Genomic DNA, 19,037 nt, shown 5'->3' with positions numbered 1-19,037 from the left:
GGGCTCGTAGGGCTCCTCAGAGCAGGAAGTCGCGGCCGATCCGCTCCGCGACCCGTTCCAGGATCGGGCCGGCGTCCGCGATGCACGTGCCCACGTCCGGCTCGACGTCGGTCAGCGGGTACGCGCGGCGGATGCCGGCCCGGCCCAGCTCGGCCGGCTGGAGGGCGAGGCGGCCGCACACGGCGACGACCTCCTTGCCGGCCGCCCGGGCCGCCGCCGCGACGCCCGCGGGGGCCTTGCCGTGCAGGGTCTGCTCGTCGAGCGATCCTTCGCCGGTGATCACCAGTTCCGCCCGCTCCAGCGCGGGCGCGAAGCCCAGCACGTCGAGCATGACCTCGATCCCGGCGCGGAAGCGGGCGCCGACGAGCAGCGCGCCGTAGCCGATGCCGCCCGCCGCGCCCGCGCCGGGGGCGACCGCGTACTGGGCCGCCTTCGGCCCGAGCTCCGTCTCCAGCACCTTCGCGTAGTGCGCGAGCGCCGCGTCCAGGGCGGCCACGTCGTCCGGGGAGGCGCCCTTCTGCGGCCCGTACACCGCGGGTGCGCCCTTCGGGCCGGTCAGCGGGTTGTCGACGTCGCTGGCCAGGACCAGTTCGACGGCGGCGAGGCGCGGGTCCAGCTCCGACAGGTCGGCGCGGGCCAGCTCCGCGAGGCCGCCGCCGCCCGGTGCCACCGGCTCGCCGTCCTCGTCCAGGAAGCGCGCGCCGAGCGCGGACAGCATGCCCGCGCCGCCGTCCGTGGTCGCGCTGCCGCCGACCCCGAACACGATGGTGCGCACGCCCGCGTCGAGCGCGGCCCGCAGCAGCTCCCCGGAGCCGTACGTCGACGCCGTGAGCGGGGCGAACACGCCGGCCGGGAGCCGTTGCAGTCCGCTCGCCTCGGCCATCTCGACGACCGCGGTGTCGCCGCGCACCGCGAAGGCCGCGGTGATCTCGTGCCCGAGGGGGCCGGCGACCCGGACCTCGCGGCGTTCGAACCCGGCCGCGACGGCCGCGGCGACGGTCCCGTCACCGCCGTCGGCGACGGGCAGGGACTCCACCTCGACGTCCGGTACGACCCGGCGCAGCCCGGCCGTCACCCGCTCGGCGACCTCCACGGCCGTCAGCGAGCCCTTGAACTTGTCCGCCGCCACGAGCACCCGTCGGGTGCCCCGCGCTGCAACGTCCGCCACCTTGCCATCCCCTTGCTCTCCGGGCCCCGCGCATGTCGGGGCCAGTCGCGCCGCTGCGACCTTAACCGCAGGACACCCCCGCCGTCATGCGGTGCGCCGCGCCGCCCGGAACCTGGAAGAGGCCTGGGTGACGGCTGTGTGCGGTCGAACCGCCGCCGACCGGACGAACCACCACTTACCCTTTCCGGATGACTGCCTCGCACACGACGCCCGAATTCGCCGCGTACATCGCCTCCCTGCCCAAGGTCCTGGCGGGCGCCGCCGCGCTCTTCCGTGACGCCGAGGGGCGGGTGCTGCTCGTCGAGCCCAACTACCGTGCGGGCTGGGCGCTTCCGGGCGGCACGATCGAGTCCGACACCGGCGAGAGCCCGCGGCAGGGTGCGCGCCGCGAGACGCTGGAGGAGATCGGCCTCGACCGCGCACTCGGGCGGCTGCTCGCGGTGGACTGGGTGGTCGGCCCGGGCCGGCCGCCGCTGGTGGCGTACGTGTACGACGGCGGGGTCCTCGACGAGGACGACTTCGCGGCGATCCGCCTCCAGGAGGCGGAGCTGCTGTCCTGGCGACTGGTACCGCGCGAGGAACTCACCGACTTCCTGCTGGGCTCCCTGGGCCACCGGGTCCTGGCCGCACTGGACGCCCTGGCGGACGGCACGGTGACGGCGGAACTCGAGAACGGCCGCAGCGTGCTCTGAGACGGCGCTAGAACAGGGTCGTCTCGCCGGAGGGCGTGCCGTGCTCGAAGTCGAGCAGGCGTTGTTTGCGGGGCAGGCCGCCGCCGTAGCCGGTGAGGCCGCCGCCCGCGCCGATCACCCGGTGGCAGGGGACGATGATGCCGATGGGGTTCTTGCCGTTGGCGAGGCCCACCGCGCGGGAGGCGGCCGGGTTGCCCAGGGCTTCGGCGAGTTCGCCGTAGGTGCGGGTCTCGCCGTAGGGGATCTTGCGCAGTTCGGCCCAGACGGTGCGCTGGAACGGGGTGCCGTGCAGGCGGAGTTCGAGGGTGAAGTCCGTCAACTCGCCTGCGAAATAGGCCTTCAGTTGGTCCTCGGCGTCGGCGAAGAGGGTGTCGTCGCGGGGGCCGAAGCTCTCCTCGGGTGGGCGGTGGCGCTGTTCGGTCATGTAGAGGCCGCACAGGACTCCGTCGTCGGCGACGAGGGTGAGAGGGCCGTACGGGCTGTCGGTGATCGTGTGCCGCTTCATCGAGTTCATCGCGTTCATCGCGTACCTCATCTCTGAATGTCGCTATGCGGGGAGGAAGTTGATCGGGTGGCTGTCGGTCGCCCAGAGGTATTGGACGGCGTACGCGCGCCAGGGGCGCCAGGCCGCCGCGCGGGCGGTGAGGGCCGCCGGGGTGGAGGGCAGGCCCGACTGCTGGGCCGCGCGCCGGATTCCGAGGTCGGTGGGGAGGAACGCGTCGGGGTCGCCGAGGGCGCGCATCGCGATGACGTCGACCGTCCACGGGCCGAAGCCGGGCAGTGCGAGGAGCCGGGCACGGGCCTCGGCCCAGTCGCTGTCCACGCCCAAGTTGAGGGTGCCGTCGGCGAGTTGGCCGACGAGGGTGGTGAAGGTGGTGCGCCGGGTGCGGGGCATCGCCAGGTGCTCGGGGTCGACGGCGGCGAGCGCCTCGGGGGTCGGGAAGAGGTGGGTGAGGCCGCCCTCGGGATCGTCGATCGGGTCGCCGTACGCGGTGACCAGACGGGCCGCGTGGGTGCGGGCGGCGGCCGTGGAGACCTGCTGGCCCAGCACGGCGCGAACGGCGAACTCCGCCTCGTCGACCGTGCGCGGCACCCGGCGGCCGGGGGCCTTGTCGACCAGGGGCGCGAGCAGCGGGTCGGTGCGCAGTTGGTCGTCGACGGCGACCGGGTCGGCGTCCAGGTCGAGCATGCGGCGGCAGCGACTGCTGGCGACGGTGAGATCGCGCAGGTCGCTGAGGGTGAGACGGCAGCCGATGTGGTCGGGGTTGGGGGTGAGGGCCACGATGCCGTGCCCGTACGGCAGTCGCAGCGTGCGCCGGAACGCGCCGTCGCGCCACTCCTCCACACCCGGTACGCCGGTCGCGGCGAGGTGCCCGAAGAGGTTGTCGGGGTTGAGCGGGGCGCGGAACGGCAGCCTCAACTGGAGGATGCCGGGCGTCGCCGGGGCGTTCTGCTGCGGGACGCGGGCGCGCAGTTCGCTCGGGGAGAGGGCGAAGACGTCGCGCACGGTGTCGTTGAAGGTGCGGATGGAGGCGAAGCCGGCGGCGAACGTGACGTCCGCCATGGGGAGTCGGGTCGTCTCGATGAGGAGGCGGGCGGTCTGGGCGCGCTGGGCGCGGGCCAACGCGAGGGGTCCCGCGCCGAGTTCGGCGAGGAGTTGGCGTTCGATCTGGCGGGTGCTGTAGCCGAGGCGGGCGGCGAGTCCGGGCACACCGTCGCGGTCGACGACGCCGTCGGCGATCAGCCGCATGGCGCGGGCGACGAGGTCGGCGCGCTGGTTCCACTCCGGGGAACCGGGAGTGGTGTCGGGGCGGCAGCGTTTGCAGGCGCGGAAGCCGGCCTGCTGGCAGGCGGCGGCGCTCGGGTGGAAGACCATGTTCGCCGGCTTGGGCGGCACCACCGGGCAACTGGGCCGGCAGTAGATTCCGGTGGTCAGGACGGCCGTGAAGAACCAGCCGTCGAACCGCGCGTCCTTGGACCGCACGGCGCGCACACAGCGCTCGCGGTCGGTGTACATGCCGTTCCCGTTGCCGTTCCCGTTGCCGTTCCCGTTGCCGTTCCCATTCCCGTTCTGCATGCGTCCAGCATCGGCCGACCGCCGACGCGGCGCTGGCGAGAATCCGACATCGACCTCACGTGTCCTGCGGCCCCGAGGCGGCCAGCGACCAGATCACGAACACGTCGATGGCCATGACGGTGATCGACCAGAGCGGCTCGTAGGGGAGGAAGAGGAACTGGGCGACCAGGCTCAGCGCGGCGAGGAAGATGCCCGGGTGGCGGGCCCAGGTCAGGCCCTTGAGCAGGGCCGCGCCGGTCGTGGCCGCGAGGGCGCCGAGGACGAGGTGGATCCAGCCCCAGCCGGTGAGGCTGAGCTCGTAGACGTACGAGCCGACGCGGGCGTAGACGTCGTCCTCGGCGACGGCCGCGACGCCCTGGAGGACGGCGAGCACGCCGCCGCACAGCATCAGCACGCCGGCGAAGGCGACGGCGCCGCCGGTCCGGCCGACGGGCGGGGCGGGCCGGTGCGGGCCGCCGCGCGGGGTGGACCAGGCGGTGCCTATCTCGCCGTGCGGGTCGCCGGTCGGGGGGTGCGGGCTCATGCGGGGCTGTCCTTTCGGCGGGGCCGGGTGGCGAGGAAGTCGACGACGCCCTGGGCGAAGAGCAGGGCGAGGGCGAGGCCGACGACGACCCAGCCGGTCGGGTACGGCCACAGCAGATACGCCAGGACGGCCGCCCCGGCCAGGGTCCAGGTGATCCAGGTGCGGTAGCGGTGCACGAAGGGACCGACGGGGCCGGTGCGCAGTCCGGCGTGGTCGGCGGTCGTGCGTACGGCGTCGATGCCCGAGTGCCACAGCCGTCGGACGAGGGTGGCGTGGCGGCCGGGTCCGGTCAGCCAGGCGGTGAGGGCGACCACCACGCCGAGGGCGACGATCTCCCGTACGGAGGTGCGCAGGAAGCGGGTGAGGGTGTCGTAGACGGATCCGGCGGCCGGCTGGGAGATGCCGGCCGGGAGGGCGTCGAGGTAGACGATCCGGAAGACGGTGAGCGCGACGCCGAGCAGGAGGGTGGCGAAGGCGAAGCAGAGCGCGGAGACGATCAGGACGCGGCGGCGGTGGGTGGCGAGCAGGACGCCGGACGCCACCAGCAGGACGGCGACGACGGGCAGCCACACACCGGCCAGTTGCAGCAGCCGGAAGTAGGTCTTGACCCTGCCGATGTCGTCGGACCGGAGGACCGTGAAGTCGGTGTGGATCGTGGGGATCTTCTTCGCGATCGTCATGCCGGAGTCGACCAGCCGCTTTTTGACCTGGTCGACGACCGGGGCGAGGTCCACGGTCACCGTGTTCTTCTCGATCTTCACCGCGCCGCCGCCGCTGCCGGTGAGGGCCTTGTTCACGGTGTCGTGGATGTGGCGGTTGGCGTCGACCCAGATGCGTTCGAAGGCGTCGGACGCGATGACGGCCTGCGCCTTGTCGTGCACGAAGCTGCTGACGGCGCCCTCGATGGAGCTGCCGAGCCTGCCCAACGCCTGCTGGGCGAGCGGGCGTTGGGTCGGGGCGACGTCCTGGAGCAGTGCGGCGAGGTCGATGTGGTCCATGACGGCGCTCGTGACGCGGGTGGCGGCGGCGTTCTGCACGTCCCGGTCGCGTGCGAGGGGGCGGACGGTGTCGACATAGCGATCCGTGTCGCCCACGATGTCGGCCGTCCAGGCCGCGACCACGGCCGGCGGCGCCAGCACGCACCCGAGGACGATGAGGACGACCGCGACGATCGAGCGGACCCGGTGGTGCGTGGGCCGTCGCGCGCCCTCCGCCTCCAGCGCGGCGATGCGCGCCTTGAGCGCGGCCAGCTCGGCATCGGCGGGCCCGCCACTGCCCGAGGCACCGCTGTCCGCCATCGCGGGCTCCCTCACCATCGGCTCCGGTCCGACCCGGCCCCGTCCCGTCCGGTTCCGGTCCGGTGGATGCCAGCACACCCCGGCCGCACGACGACGGCGAGCGCGGCGGTCCGTTCGGGTGAGCGGCCCCGTCGGGCGCGGGTTCCGCGCCCCGCGGGGAGAATGCGTGCGTGAGCGAACACTGCTGTGACGAGATGACCCTCCAGGCCGGCTGGCGGTGCGACGCGCACGCCGACGTCTTCGACTGTCCGGACGCGCTGGTGTACTACGACCCGAGGTCCGACGATTACGGGCTGATCGTCCACGACGGGGGAACGTCCTGCCGCGAGATCGGCTTCTGTCCGTGGTGCGGCGCACGCCTGGGCCGCACCGGGGCCCCGGGGTCGGCTAGTCGGACGTCGCCGTCGGGCGGCGGGAGGCGGTAGTCGCCTCGTCGACGTTCGGCAGGGGGCGTAGGCGGTAGGTGTAGGTGTAGTCGTGGTCGGGGAAGAGTTTGTACTCGGTGTGGGTGTGGGCGCCCCAGCTATTGTCGCCGCCGATGCCCATCTGGCGGTGGTTCACGCGGAGTACGACCTCCTTGCGGGGAGTGAGCTGGTAGTCGTGGCGGGCGCCGACCGAGAGGTCCTCGGGGGTGAAGTGCGAGGCGTTGATCTCCAGGAGGGGTTCGCCGGAGACGAGCAGGCCGGTGCCGGTGTCGTCGGTGAGGGCGGCCCAGCGGACGTCGGTCTTGTTGCCGTTCTCCTGCGGGCGCAGGTAGGAGGTCCACTGGCCGGTGACGGTGCCGGAGTACAGGCCGACGTCGGTGGCGTCGTTGCGGTCCCAGTGGTTCTCCTCGGGGCCGCGGCCGTAGTAGTGCAGTCGTTCCAGGCGGGCGGGGAGGAACAGCAGGGTGCCGATCTCCGGGATGTACGGCAGTGCGGCCGCGCCCGGGTGCAGGGTGTTGTCGACCTTGATCTCGGCGTTCCCGAACACGGTGTAGGTGGTGGTGTACGTCGATTCCGGCGTCGTGGGCAGGGTGCCGGCGACCTTGATCTCGACGGCGCGGTCGCGCAGCGCCCGTACCGTCACGGCGGTCACCTCGCGGCGTTCACCGGCGTCGCGCCAGGTCTGGTTGCGGGTGTGCTGGCCGTTGCCGCGGTCGTTGTCGGTGGGGGCGCGCCAGAAGTTCGGGGCCGGTCCGGAGACGATCAGTTGGGCGCCGTCGGCCTCGTACGAGGTGATGACGCCGGTCTTCTTGTCTACCGTGACCGAGAAGTCCGGGCCCGTGACGGTGACCGAGTCGTCGCCGTCCTCATGGCTGAGCGCGGGGACGCCGGCCAGGGACACGGGGGTGACGGCGGGGCTGCCCGCGTCGACGGCGAGTTGCTGTCTGGCGATCTCGAAGCCGGACTTCGCCCACTTCGTCGTCTCCCTTGTGGTGAACGACAGTTGGAGGAAGTACTCCGCGCCCGGCTGCGGGTCGCCCGGCAGCGTGAACGGCACGGTGACGGTCGTGCTCGACAGCGGAGGCACGTCCAGTTGGGCGCGGGTCAGCTTCCCGTGCTGGACCACCTTGCCGTCGCCGACCAGCTCCCAACGTCCATCGAATTCCCGGAGGTTGGTGAAGAGGTACTCGTTGGTGAGGGTGACCGTGCCGGGTGTCGGGCCCGAAGTGACCTGTACGGCCTGGTAGATGCGCTTGACCTGCGCCGACTTGCCGGTGAGGCCGCGGTCGGCGGTGACGATGCCGTCGCCGGAGAAGGCCCCGTCGTTGGGGTTGTCGCCCCAGTCGCCGCCGTAGGCGCGGAACGACGTCTCGCGGGGCTGTTGCTCGGTGAGAGCGACGGTGGCGGCGTCGAACCAGAAGCGGACGCCGTCGTCGCCGGGGGCGCGGCCGGTGGAGGCGAGCTCGGCGGCGGTCAACGCCCGTGCGTACAGCCGGGCTTGGCGGATGGTGCCGCTGAACTCCCGGGTCGGGTTGTCGACGTCGGTGGCCAGGGAAAGGGACGCGGTGTTGACGGCGGGGCGCACCGTGGTGGTCCGGGTGGCGCGGACCGTGCCGTCGACGTGGAGGGTGAGGGTGCCGGCCGCCGCGTCGAAGACGCCCGCCACATGGTGTTCGGCACCGGTCCAGTCGTCCGGCAACGCCCAACTCGCGGTGATCCACTGGCCGTTGCCGTAGACGAAGAACTCCAGGGCCTGGTCCGTCTGCTTCAGGGCGTACTGGGTGTCGCCCTTGGCGATGATCGGCTGGTGGTAGCCGGTGACGTGCGGGGTGAACCAGGCTTCCAGCGTGAGGGAGCCGGTGAGGTCGAGGCGCGCGTCGCGGGCGAAGACGGTGCCGCCGGACACGCCCTGTTCGCGGGTGAACGTGCCGCTGGGGGCGAGGAGTTCGCCGTGCAGCGCGGCGGGTCCGGCCTCGGTGAACAGCTTGCGTGCCGGGGTGGGCCAGTCGAGGGCCTGGTCGACGAAGTCCCAGATCCAGCCGCCCTGGAGCACGTCGTGGCGGCGGACGAGGTCCCAGTACTTTTTGAAGTTCCCGCTGGAGTTGCCCATCGCGTGGGCGTACTCGATCATCACGTACGGCCGGGTGTCGGCGGTGTCCTTCGCCCTGGCCTCGACGCGGGCGGGGCTGTCGTACATCTCGGAGCGGATGTCGCTGATCCCCGGGCGGTCGTCTCCCTCGTACTGGATGACGCGGGTGGTGTCGTAGGAGCGGATCCAGTCGTGCATGGCGGTGAAGGTGCTGCCGCCGCCGGCCTCGTTGCCGAGGGACCAGATGACGACCGACGCGTGGTTCTTGTCGCGGTGCACCATGTTCTGGGCGCGGGCCACGCACGCCGTGGTCCACTCGGCGTGGTCGCCGGGGTACTCGGCGCGGATGCCGTGCGTCTCGAGGTTGGTCTCGTCGACGAGGTACAGGCCGTACTCGTCGGCGAGTTCGAGCCAGAGCGGGTTGTTGGGGTAGTGCGAGGTGCGGACGGAGTTGATGTTCAGCCGTTTGATGATCCCGATGTCCTCGACCAGGTCCGCGCGGGTGAGGGCCGAGCCGTGGACCGGGTGCATCTCGTGCCGGTTGGCGCCCCGGAAGGAGACCGGTTTGCCGTTGATGCGCATCAGCCCGTCCTTGAGGGCGAACTCGCGCAGGCCGACCCGGTGGGAGACGGTCTCGATCACCTGCCCCGCCGGGTCGCGCAGGCGGAGCACGGCGGTGTAGAGGTTCGGGTGCTCGGCCGACCACAGGCGCGGCGCGGGCACCGCCTTCGCCGCCTGGACGGTCGTCTCCTGGCCGGAGCCGACGGCGACGGCCTGCTGGAGCGGCCTGGACCACACCGGATGCCCGTCGGCGTCGTAGAGCTGGGTCTCGACGGAGTAGCGGCCCGCGCCCTGCCCGCCGTAGTCGCGCACGCTCGCGGTGACCGACAGGGCCGCCGCCCGGTAGCCGTCGGTCAGCGGGGTGTCGAGTCTGAAGTCGCGCAGGTGGACGGCCGGTGTGGAGTAGAGGTAGACCGAGCGGAAGATGCCGCTCAGCCGGATCATGTCCTGGTCCTCCAGCCAGTCGCCGTCGGAGTAGCGGTAGACCTCCACGGCGATCTGGTTGACGCCCGGCTTCAGGTACGGGGTGATGTCGTACTCGGCGGGGTCGTAGGAGTCCTCGTGGTAGCCGACCAACTCCCCGTTGATCCAAACGTAGTGGGCCGACTTGACGCCTTCGAAGTGCAGGAACGTCCGGCGCCGCGCCCAGCCGTCCGGGACCGTGAAGGTGCGGCGGTACTGGCCGACGGGGTTGTAGCGGGTGGGGGCGTGCGGCGGCTGCGCGTCCTCGCCCAGGCCGTTGGCGCCCCACCACGGGTAGGTGACGTTGATGTAGATCGGGCGGTCGTAGCCGTGCAACTGCCAGGCGGCGGGGACGGGGAGGGTGTCCCAGTCGCTGTCGTCGAGGTCGGTGCGGTGGAAGTCGGCGTCGCGGTCGTCGGGGCGGTCGGCGTGGGCGAACTTCCAGGTGCCGTCGAGGCTCAGCCGGTACGGGGAGCGGGTGCGGTCGGCGGCGAGGGCCTGGGCGAGGTCCGCGTACGGCATGAGGGTGGTGTGCGGGGCCTCGGTGCCGAGCCGGAAGACGTCGATCGAGCCGTTCCACTGCGGCTGCCCCGCGGTGCCGTCCGCCGCGACGGCCCGGTGGCCGGTGGCCGGGGCGGACAGGGCGAGCGCGCCGAGGACGGCGGCCGACCCTTCGAGCAGACGGCGGCGGCTGACGGCCGGCGGCCGGTGGCGGTCCGGCTCCGCCCGCTGGGGGCGGTCCGGCCGATCCATGGACGACACGTGCGGGTGCGACATGACCACGACCTTCCTCGGGGCGACCGTGCGGCGGTGCACGGACGGAGGGTGCGTCAGATCTTGTCCACTCCTGTTGAAAAAACGAACATAGACGCGCCGTATTGACCGAATATCAACTCTCTTCGGCGCAACGCCACTTGATGCGCAGGGCTCTCACAGGGCTCCCACGGGCTCTTCCGGTGACGTCCGTCAGTAGACGTCCCGCACGTACCGCTTGTCGGCGGCGAGTTGCTTCACATGGGCCGCCGCGGCCTCCTCGCTCATGCCGCCGTGCACGACGGCGACGTCGCGCAGCGCCCGGTCGACGTCCTTGGCCATCCGGGAGGCGTCGCCGCAGACGTAGAAGTGGGCGCCGTCCTGGAGCCAGGACCACAGGTGGGAGCCGTGCTCGCGGATCCGGTCCTGGACGTAGACCTTGGCGCGCTGGTCGCGGGAGAAGGCGGTGTCCAGGCGGGCGAGGGTGCCGTCGGCCCGCAGGCTCGCCAGCTCGTCCGCGTAGTAGTGGTCCGTCGCGCGGTGCTGCTCGCCGAAGAACAGCCAGTTCGGCGCCCGGTGCCCGCGCTCCCGGCGCTCCTCCAGGAACCCGACGAACGGCGCGACGCCGGTGCCCGGGCCGACCATCACCATCGGGGTCGCCGGGTCGGCGGGCGGCCGGAAGTGCGCGGAGCGCTGCACATGGACCGGGACCTCGGTGCCGGGTGCGGCGTCGGCGAGGAAGGGCGAGCAGACGCCCTGCCGGGGGCGGCCGGCCAGGTTCTCGTAGCGCACGACGGAGACGGTGAGCGAGACGAGGTGGGGGTCGGTCAGCGGGCTGGAGGAGATCGAGTACAGGCGCGGTTGCAGCCGTCCGAACAGCTCGGCCCACTCCTGGGCGTCGGCGCGGACGCCGAACTCGGCAGCCACGTCGACTGCTTGGCGGCCCCAGGACCACTTCGCCAGCTCGTCCTTGTTGTCGGGGCGCAGCAGCTTGCGCAGCTCGCGCGGGTCGCGGGTGCGGTCGGCGGTGAAGCGGAGCAGGGCCGGGGTGACCCGGGTGATGTCGAGGTGGCGCAGCAGTGCCTCGCCGAGGGCGACCTCGCCGACCCCGTTGACGACGACCGGCGCGAGCGCGTCGAGCCCGGTGACGGTCAGCCACTCCGCCACCAGCTCCGGGGAGTTCAGCGGGCGCACGCCGAGCGCGTCACCGGCCGCGTAGACGAGCGGGGTCTCGCTGTCGCGGGTGTCGAACGTGAAGCGCCGGACCTCCTTCCCGGAACCCGGCAGGCTGAGCAGCCGGTTCCCGGTGAGACGGGCGGTGACGGGGGCGGGGCGCTTGGTGCGGGGAGGGGCGGGGGCCGCCGTAGTGGTGGGGGTGGTGGCTGGGGCCGGGGGCGTGTGGGCAGGGGCAAGGCCGGGGCCAGGGGGGTCGGCGGGGGTCTCGGGGAGGTGTTCCGTGGCTTCCTTCAGGGCGGTGACCACCTGGTCGAGCCAGGCCTCGGCCTCCGTCTCGTAGTCCGGTTCGCAGTCGGTGCGCGGGGCGAGCCGGACCGCGCCGAGTTCGTCCAGGCGGCGGTCCAGGCGTCGGCCGTGGCCGCAGAAGTCGTCGTACGAGGAGTCCCCGAAGGCGAGGACGGCGTAGCGGCGGCCTTCGAGGCGGCCGGTGTCCAGCGCGTCGAGGCCGTCCCAGAAACCGGCGCCGTTGTCGGGGGCGTCGCCGTCGCCGAAGGTGCTGGTGATCAGCAGCAGGTCGGCACCTGCGGGCAGGGCGGCGGGGTCGGCGTCGTCCATGGGTATCAGGGAGGCCGGGTGGCCGCTCGCGGTGAGCCGGGCGGCGGTGGCGGCGGCGAAGTCCTCGGCGTTGCCGGTCTGTGAGGCCCACAGGATCACGACCCGGCGCGCCGGGGACTCCCGGGACTGCTGGGGCTCGGCGGCAGCAGTGGCGCGGGAGTACATGCCGGCGAGGGTGCCGTTGACCCACAGGGCGTGCTCGGGGCTGAACGGCGCGTCCGGCGGCAGGACGGGGACGCCGGGCGCGCCGGCCGGAATACCGGCGAGGAAACCGACCAGGTACCGCCGTTCGCGCTCGGTCAGCACCGGCGGCGGGGCGGGCTCCAGGCCGAACACGGCGGCAGCGGCGGCGGAGGCGGCGGGCTGGACGGCGGTCGGTACGAGGACGGGCGCCGCCGTCTGCGGCGTGGCCGGGGTGTCCATGGCCGGGAGCTGTACGGTCACCGGGGTCGACACCTTCGTGAGCGAGACCGCGCACACCTTCAGCTCGGGCTGGAAGGAGAGCGGGTCGACGGCGTCGCTGGTGACGGCGTTGACGCTGAGGTACTCGCCGAACAGGTCGTTCCAGTGGAACGGCGCGAAGCAGGAGCCGGGCAGGACCCGGTCGGTGACGACGGCCGGCAGCACGGCCCGCCCGCGCCGCGAGGCGACCTCGACGGAGTCGCCGTCGGCGAGGCCGAGCGCGGCGGCGTCCTCGGGGTGCACCTCGACGAACGGCCCGGGGTCGAGCCTGTTGAGCTTGGCCACCTTCGCGGTCTTCGTCAGGGTGTGCCACTGGTGCTGGAGGCGGCCGGTGTTCAGGACGAACGGGTAGTCGTCGTCGGGCATCTCGGCGGGCGGGACGTGCGGGCGCGGGTGGAAGACGGCACGGCCGGACGCGGTGGGAAAGGTGAGCGAGCCGTCGTCGTTCACGTACCGGATGGGGTTGCGGTCGGGGCCGTCGGCGGTGGCGGCCGGCCACTGCACGGGGGTGGCGCGCAGCCGTTCGTACGTCACTCCGCGCAGGTCGTAGCCGGTCGCCGGGTTGTGGGCGCGCTTGATCTCCTCGAAGATCTGCTCGGCGCTGTCGTAGGTGAAGCCGTCCTCGTAGCCCATCGCGCGGGCGACGGCCGCGATGAGCCGCCAGTCGGCGGTGGCCTCGCCGGGCGGGTCGGCGGCGGGCCGGGCGAGGGTGAGGTTGCGCTCGCTGTTGATGAGGACGCCCTCGGTCTCGGTCCACAGCGCGCCGGGCAGGACGACGTCGGCGTACGCGTTGGTCTCGGTGTCGGCGAAGACGTCCTGGGCGACGACGAACTCGGTGGCCTCCAGGCCCTCGATGACCGTCCTGCGGTTGGCGACGGAGGCGACCGGGTTGGTGCAGATGATCCAGCAGGCCTTGATCTCGCCGTCGGCCATCTTCCGGAACATCTCGACGGTGCCCTTGCCGACGCCGTCCGCCCGGATCGTGCCCGGATCCAGTCCCCACAGCTCCTCCACGAAGGCGCGGTCGGCGTCGACGAGGACGGAACGCTGGCCCGGCAGCCCCGGACCCATGTACCCCATCTCGCGGCCGCCCATGGCGTTGGGCTGGCCGGTGAGGGAGAAGGGGCCGCTGCCCGGTCGGCAGATCGCGCCGGTGGCGAGGTGGAGGTTGATGAGCGCGTTGGTGTTCCAGGTGCCGTGCGTGGACTGGTTGAGGCCCATGGTCCAGCAACTGGTCCACTCCCCCGCCTCCCCGATCAGCCGGGCGGCCGTACGGAGGTCGGCCTCCGGGATGCCGGTGAGCTCAGCGACGGTCGCGGGCGGGTAGTCGGCGAGGAACTCCGGCATCGCCTCCCAGCCCTCGGTGTACGCGGCGACGAACTCGGGGTCGGTGTGGCCGTTCGCGTGCAGGAGGTGCAGCAGACCGTTCAGGAGGGCGAGGTCGGTACCCGGCCTGACCTGGAGGAACAGGTCGGCCTTCGCGGCGGTGGCGGTACGGCGCGGGTCGACGACGATCAGTTTCGCGCCCGCTTTCACCCGGTCCATCATCCGCAGGAACAGGATCGGGTGGCAGTCGGCCATGTTGGAGCCGATGACGAGGAAGACGTCCGCCTTGTCGAGGTCCTCGTAGGAGCCGGGCGGGCCGTCGGCGCCCAGCGACAGCTTGTAACCGGTTCCGGCGCTCGCCATGCACAGCCGGGAGTTCGACTCGATCTGGTTGGACCGCAGGTAGCCCTTGACCAGCTTGTTCGCCAGATACTGCGCTTCCAGGCTCATCTGCCCGGACACATAGAGGGCGACCGCGTCGGGGCCGTGCTCGTCGACGATCGCCCGCAGCCGCCGCGCCGTCTCGGCGACGGCCACGTCCACGGGCGCGGGCTCCGGCTCCGCGCCGCGGTCCGGGCGGACGAGGGCGGTGGTCAGTCGGCCGGGCGCGGCGAGCATGTCAGCGGTGGTCGCGCCCTTGGTGCACAGCCGGCCGAAGTTCGCCGGGTGCGCCTTGTCGCCGGACGCCTTCAGGACCGTACGCCGACCGTCCGGGCCCATGCGCACGTCGAGGACCATGCCGCAGCCGACACCGCAGTACGAACAGACCGTGCGCACCTTCGACTCGGTCGCGCTGTCGGTCCGCGGGTCCAACGCGGCCACGGGCGCCCCTTTCGCTCTGGTCCCTGATCTCTCCGGTCCCTGATCTCTGTGACGGTACGAACCATGCATTACGCAGGTGTCTCCCGGACCGGCCGTCGGGAGTTAACCCCGGCGCACAGCGGAGGGCGGGCGGGTGTGAGCGGACGGCTGTGAGCATACGGCGGGCAGCACGCAGGGGAGCAGAGTCCCTTTTCAGGCCCCTTTTGCGGGCCCCTTTTGCGGGCCTCTTTGCCAATCCTGGATGGCATGAGCGCGTCAAATCTGTCACGCTTCCGGCAGCCGTCGCACGCCGCCCTCCGGCACACCCACGCCGTCGGGGAAAGCCACCGAGCAGGCCGGAAACCCGGCCGCCGCAAAGGAGCCACGTGTGAGACCCACCCCCCGCAAGGCCCTCGCCGCGAGCGCACTCGCCCTCGCCGCGCTGGCCGCCGTCGCGCTCCCCGCCACACCCGTGGCCGCCGCGCCCCTGGCCGCCGCAGCGGAGAAGGCGACCGCCGCGGCCGCCGCCTGCACCCCGGCCCAGGTGGTCGCGGGCGGCGACTTCGAGAGCGGCACCTCCGCGTGGACGACGTCCTCGACCAGCGTGATCACCAGCCGCACCGGTCAGTCCGCGCACGGCGGCACCGCCTTCGCATGGCTGGACGGAGTCGGCAGCACGCACACCGACACGCTGTCGCAGAGCGTCACGATCCCGTCCGGGTGCGCCGCCGCCACGCTGACCTTCTGGCTGCACATCGACTCGGCCGAGACGACCTCGTCCACCGCGTACGACAAGCTGACGGCCAAGATCGGCACGACGACGCTGGCCACGTACTCGAACCTCGACAAGAACACCGGCTACGTCCAGAAGTCGTTCGACGTGTCGGCCTTCGCGGGCCAGACCGTGAGCCTCGCCTTCACCGGCACCGAGGACTCCAGCCTCCAGTCGAGCTTCGTCCTCGACGACGTCGCCCTCGCGACCTCCGGCGACACCGCACCGCCGGCCGACTCCACCCGCACCCCGGTCGCACCCTCGTACACCGTCAGCCTCACCAGCAACACGGCCGGCACGGTGTGGACCGGTCATGAGAGCGCGACCTTCACCAACGCCTCCGCCACCGCGCTGAGCGAGGTGTATCTGCGGCTGTGGGACAACTACCACGGCACCTGCTCGGCGATGCCGATCTCGGTCACCAACGTCACCGGCGGCACCGCGGGCGCACTCTCGGTCGCCTGCACGGCCCTCCAGATCACCCTGCCGACCCCGCTCGCACAGGGACAGAGCGCCACCATCGGCTTCGACCTGGGGATCACCGTCCCCAGCGGCGCCGACCGGTTCGGTTACGACGGCGCGTTCAGCATGATCGGCAACGCGCTGCCGGTCCTCGCGGTCAAGGACGGATCGGGCTGGCACCTGGACCCGTACACGAACAACGGCGAGTCGTTCTACTCCCTGGCCGCCGACTTCCACGTGACGCTCGACCACCCGACCACCCTGCTGGTGCCGGCCACCGGCGCCTCGGTCGACACCGCGGGCTCCAGCGGGCGCACCATCACCACGGCGACCGCGTCGAAGGTGCGTGACTTCGCGTGGGCGGCGGGCCCGTTCAGCAAGATCTCCGGCACCTCGACCGCCGGGACGCCGATCAACGTCTACTCCGTCTCCGGCATCAGCTCGGCCAACGCGCAGTCGATGCTGACCACCGCCAAGACCGCGGTCGACGCCCACGCGGCGCGCTTCGGGGCTTATCCGTACGGCGAGTTGGACGCCGTCATCGACAACAACTTCTGGTTCGGCGGCATGGAGTACCCCGGGTTCGTCCTGGACCTGGTGAGCACGACGGCGCTGACCCATGAGATCGGCCACCAGTGGTGGTACGGGATCGTCGGCGACGACGAGTACAACAGCCCTTGGCTGGACGAGTCGTTCACCGACTACGCCACCGACCTGGCGCTGGGCAGCACCGGCTCCGGCTGCTGGAGCAGCGTCTCGTGGTCCTCGTCGGCGGAGAAGATCACCAACTCGATGGCCTACTGGGACGCCCACTCCTCCCGGTACTCCACCGTCGTCTACGGCTACGGCAAGTGCGCCCTGCACGACCTGCGCCGCCTGATCGGCGACACGGCGATGGCCAACCTGCTGAAGAGTTACGCCACTTCGCACTGGTACGGCGTCTCGACCACGGCCGAGTTCAAGGCGGCGGCGCAGGCCGCCACGACCACGGACCTGACGTCGTTCTGGACGACCCACCGCATCGAGGGCTGAGCCGGCACCGGCTGCGGACCGGGTAAGTCCACCGGTCCGCAGCCGCGTTCAACGTCAACGTCGGCCAACTGCGGTTGTGGCGCGCCCAGTTCACTCGGGCTGCCGGGCGACCTCCCCGGCGAACGCCTCGTAGGCCCGCTCGTCGAAGAGGACGAACCTGACCTGCTCGACGTCCGTCTCCGTGGCCCGGACCGTCTGCACGGCGATCCGGGCTGCGTCGTCCATCGGCCAGCCGTAGATGCCGGCGGAGACCGCAGGGAAGGCGACGGTGCGGGCGCCCAGTTCGTCCGCCACGCGCAGCGACTCCCGGTAGCAGGAGGCCAGCAGTGCGGAGCGGTCCTCGGTCGCGCTGTGCACGGGGCCGACGGTGTGGATCACCCAGCGTGCGTCCAGTTCGCCCGCGGTCGTGGCGACCGCGCGGCCGGTGGCCAGGCCCTTGCCGTAGTGCCCGGCGCGCAGGCGGCGGCAGTCGGCGAGGATCGCGGGGCCGCCCCGGCGGTGGATCGCGCCGTCGACGCCACCGCCGCCGAGCAGGGAGGAGTTGGCCGCGTTGACGATGGCGTCCACGGACTGCCGGGTGATGTCTCCCTGGACGAGCGTGATCGCGGTCTTGTTCGTGGTCATGCCTCTGTATACGTCGTGGTCAAGCCTGGGTATGCCAAGGCGGGCCGGGCGGCGGCCGGAGCCAGGACCGGGGCCGGTGCCGGTGCCGGGGCCGGTCAGTCCTGCTGCCGCAGCCTCCGCCATACGGCCTTCGCCGCGTTGTGGCCCGACATGCCGTGCACGCCAGGGCCGGGCGGGGTGGCCGAGGAGCAGATGAAGACGGCCGGGTGCGGGGTGGCGTACGGGAACGGGGTCAGCTTGGGGCGCAGCAGGAGTTGGAGGCCTGCGGTCGCGCCGGCGGCGATGTCTCCGCCGACGTAGTTGGCGTTGCGGGCGACGAGTTCGGCGGGGCCCGCGGTGGCTCGTGCGAGGACGCGGTCGCGGAACCCCGGGGCGAAGCGCTCCAGTTGGCGTTCCATGGCGTCGGTGAGGTCGCCGGTCCAGCCGTTGGGGACATGGCCGTACGCCCAGAAGACGTGCTTGCCTGCCGGGGCGCGGGTGGGGTCGACGACGCTGGGCTGCACGGTGATCATGAAGGGCCGGTCGGGGGCCCGGCCCTCCCGGGAGGCGGCGCGCAGGGCGGCGCCGATCTCCGCGCTGTCCGCGCCGATCTGTACGGTGCCGGCGGCGCGGGCCTCCTTCGCGGTCCACGGGACGGGGCCGTCGAGCGCGTAGTCGATCTTGAAGACGCCGGGGCCGTACTTGTAGCCCGCGTAGTAGTCGCCGAAGCCTGCGATGCGGGCGAGGGCGGTGGGCGAGGTGTCGAAGACGTAGGCGCGGGCCGGGGGCAGGTCGTCGAGGCGTTTGACCTCGTAGTCGGTGTGGATGCTGCCGCCGAGATCCCGGAGGTAGGCGGCGAGGGCGTCCGAGATGGACTGGGAGCCGCCGCGGGCCACCGGCCAGCCGCGCGCGTGCGCGGCGAGGGCGAAGACCAGGCCGACGGCGCCGGTGCCGATGCCGGTCAGCGGGGCCATGACATGGGCGACGAGACCGGCGAAGAGGGTCTTGGCGGGCTCGTCGCGGAAGCGGCGGGTGAGCCAGGCGGACGGGGGCAGGCCGACCAGGCCGAACCGGGCCAGGGTGACCGGGTCGCGCGGGAGCGCGGTCAGCGGCAGCGACATGAAGTCGCGGGCCAGGGTGTCCCACTTGGGCAGGAAGGGCTCGACCAGGCGGCGGTACGCGCCCGCGTCGCGCGGCCCGAAGGAGGCGGCCGTCTCGGCGACCGACCTGGACAACACGGCGGCGCTGCCGTCGAGGAACGGGTGGGCCATGGGCAGTTCGGCGTGCAGCCACTCCAGGCCGTAGCGCTCCAGGGGGAGGGCGCGGAAGGCGGGCGAGTTGATGCCCAGGGGGTGCGCGGCGGCGCACGGGTCGTGGTGGAAGCCCGGCAGGGTGAGCTCCTCGGTGCGGGCTCCGCCGCCCACGGTGTCCCGCGCCTCGAACAGCGCCACGGAGAAACCGCGTCTGGCCAGCTCCACCGCCGCGGTCAGCCCGTTGGGCCCCGCTCCCACCACGACCGCATCGAGCATCGACGGCACTTCGACCCCTTCGTCAGCCGGCGACCTCCGCAGCCCGGCGGCCCCCGCATTCAGGATATGCCGCTACCCCACCAACACCGCAGGCACGGTCCCCTCGAACCGTCGGGGGTGCCCTCGAACCGTCAGGGTGCCCGCGCACCGGTTGGGAGCCTCGATCGCACGCGCCCAGGGCCGCACGACGCGGCACCACGGAAAAACCGCC

The 19,037-nt window shown here is 72.3% G+C and carries 12 protein-coding genes; 3 read left to right on the top strand and 9 right to left on the bottom strand.

The window, feature by feature from the left end; genetic code table 11:
* Positions 1 to 16: 16 nt before the first annotated feature.
* Positions 17 to 1,135: a glycerate kinase gene (locus BMZ82_RS04890; RefSeq protein WP_093772052.1), complete on the bottom strand. Its 1,119-nt coding sequence runs from the start codon at positions 1,133 to 1,135 to the stop codon at positions 17 to 19.
* A gap of 221 nt (positions 1,136 to 1,356) precedes the next feature.
* On the opposite strand from BMZ82_RS04890, the gene BMZ82_RS04885 reads away from it, so the two are divergent.
* Positions 1,357 to 1,860: an NUDIX domain-containing protein gene (locus tag BMZ82_RS04885; protein WP_093772050.1), complete on the top strand. Its 504-nt coding sequence runs from the start codon at positions 1,357 to 1,359 to the stop codon at positions 1,858 to 1,860.
* Positions 1,861 to 1,867: 7 nt separating this feature from the next.
* Here BMZ82_RS04885 and BMZ82_RS04880 read toward each other — a convergent pair whose 3' ends face one another.
* The 4 genes from BMZ82_RS04880 to BMZ82_RS04865 all read right to left on the bottom strand — a co-directional run bounded on the left by BMZ82_RS04880 (position 1,868) and on the right by BMZ82_RS04865 (position 5,758).
* Complete coding sequence (locus BMZ82_RS04880; protein ID WP_093772438.1) at positions 1,868 to 2,365, bottom strand: methylated-DNA--[protein]-cysteine S-methyltransferase; 498 nt, start codon at positions 2,363 to 2,365, stop codon at positions 1,868 to 1,870.
* A 42-nt stretch (positions 2,366 to 2,407) separates the two neighbouring features.
* The gene (locus BMZ82_RS04875; protein ID WP_093772436.1) at positions 2,408 to 3,877 is read right to left on the bottom strand and encodes an AlkA N-terminal domain-containing protein; all 1,470 of its coding nucleotides are present in this window, start codon (positions 3,875 to 3,877) and stop codon (positions 2,408 to 2,410) included.
* A 115-nt stretch (positions 3,878 to 3,992) separates the two neighbouring features.
* Positions 3,993 to 4,460, bottom strand: a complete 468-nt coding sequence (locus tag BMZ82_RS04870; protein WP_093772048.1) for a DUF7144 family membrane protein — start codon at positions 4,458 to 4,460, stop codon at positions 3,993 to 3,995.
* Positions 4,457 to 5,758, bottom strand: a complete 1,302-nt coding sequence (locus tag BMZ82_RS04865; RefSeq protein ID WP_093772046.1) for a hypothetical protein — start codon at positions 5,756 to 5,758, stop codon at positions 4,457 to 4,459. The genes BMZ82_RS04870 and BMZ82_RS04865 overlap by 4 nt, the downstream gene beginning before the upstream one ends.
* Before the next feature lie 170 nt (positions 5,759 to 5,928).
* On the opposite strand from BMZ82_RS04865, the gene BMZ82_RS04860 reads away from it, so the two are divergent.
* Positions 5,929 to 6,183, top strand: coding sequence for a DUF6980 family protein (locus BMZ82_RS04860; RefSeq protein WP_177244393.1), 255 nt, complete (start codon positions 5,929 to 5,931; stop codon positions 6,181 to 6,183).
* Here the strand turns inward: BMZ82_RS04860 and BMZ82_RS04855 are convergent.
* Complete coding sequence (locus BMZ82_RS04855) at positions 6,146 to 10,072, bottom strand: glycoside hydrolase family 2 TIM barrel-domain containing protein (protein ID WP_093772434.1); 3,927 nt, start codon at positions 10,070 to 10,072, stop codon at positions 6,146 to 6,148. The two genes, BMZ82_RS04860 and BMZ82_RS04855, sit on opposite strands and share 38 nt — an antisense overlap.
* A 189-nt stretch (positions 10,073 to 10,261) precedes the next feature.
* Positions 10,262 to 14,449, bottom strand: coding sequence for a bifunctional nitrate reductase/sulfite reductase flavoprotein subunit alpha (locus BMZ82_RS04850; RefSeq protein ID WP_093772044.1), 4,188 nt, complete (start codon positions 14,447 to 14,449; stop codon positions 10,262 to 10,264).
* Between the two features lie 367 nt (positions 14,450 to 14,816).
* Between BMZ82_RS04850 and BMZ82_RS04845 the strand changes: the two genes are divergently transcribed.
* Entirely contained in the window at positions 14,817 to 16,694 is a 1,878-nt protein-coding gene (locus BMZ82_RS04845) for a M1 family metallopeptidase (RefSeq protein ID WP_093772042.1), read from the top strand.
* Positions 16,695 to 16,784: 90 nt separating this feature from the next.
* Here the strand turns inward: BMZ82_RS04845 and BMZ82_RS04840 are convergent, their stop codons facing one another.
* Both BMZ82_RS04840 and BMZ82_RS04835 read right to left on the bottom strand, forming a co-directional pair.
* On the bottom strand, positions 16,785 to 17,318 hold the full coding sequence (locus BMZ82_RS04840) for an O-acetyl-ADP-ribose deacetylase (RefSeq protein WP_093772040.1): 534 nt from the start codon (positions 17,316 to 17,318) through the stop codon (positions 16,785 to 16,787).
* A 95-nt stretch (positions 17,319 to 17,413) separates the two neighbouring features.
* Positions 17,414 to 18,826 (bottom strand): phytoene desaturase family protein, encoded by a 1,413-nt coding sequence (locus tag BMZ82_RS04835; RefSeq protein ID WP_093772432.1) that lies wholly within the window; start codon positions 18,824 to 18,826, stop codon positions 17,414 to 17,416.
* Between the last annotated feature and the right edge of the window lie 211 nt (positions 18,827 to 19,037).

This window comes from Streptomyces sp. yr375, from assembly GCF_900110755.1.
In the GTDB taxonomy this organism is placed as follows: Bacteria; Actinomycetota; Actinomycetes; order Streptomycetales; family Streptomycetaceae; genus Streptomyces.
The sequence above is the reverse complement of the archived record's forward strand: the minus strand, read 5'-3'. Positions and strand labels throughout refer to the sequence as shown.

Excerpts from the sequence above, each read along its gene's own strand:
- BMZ82_RS04870 (WP_093772048.1), bottom strand. The coding sequence starts at position 4,460 with ATGAGCCCGCACCCCCCGACCGGCGACCCGCACGGCGAGATAGGCACC.
- BMZ82_RS04880 (WP_093772438.1), bottom strand. The coding sequence starts at position 2,365 with ATGAAGCGGCACACGATCACCGACAGCCCGTACGGCCCTCTCACCCTC.
- BMZ82_RS04875 (WP_093772436.1), bottom strand. The coding sequence starts at position 3,877 with ATGTACACCGACCGCGAGCGCTGTGTGCGCGCCGTGCGGTCCAAGGAC.
- BMZ82_RS04865 (WP_093772046.1), bottom strand. The coding sequence starts at position 5,758 with ATGGCGGACAGCGGTGCCTCGGGCAGTGGCGGGCCCGCCGATGCCGAG.
- BMZ82_RS04840 (WP_093772040.1), bottom strand. The coding sequence starts at position 17,318 with ATGACCACGAACAAGACCGCGATCACGCTCGTCCAGGGAGACATCACC.
- BMZ82_RS04885 (WP_093772050.1), top strand. The coding sequence starts at position 1,357 with ATGACTGCCTCGCACACGACGCCCGAATTCGCCGCGTACATCGCCTCC.
- BMZ82_RS04835 (WP_093772432.1), bottom strand. The coding sequence starts at position 18,826 with ATGCTCGATGCGGTCGTGGTGGGAGCGGGGCCCAACGGGCTGACCGCG.
- BMZ82_RS04855 (WP_093772434.1), bottom strand. The coding sequence starts at position 10,072 with ATGTCGCACCCGCACGTGTCGTCCATGGATCGGCCGGACCGCCCCCAG.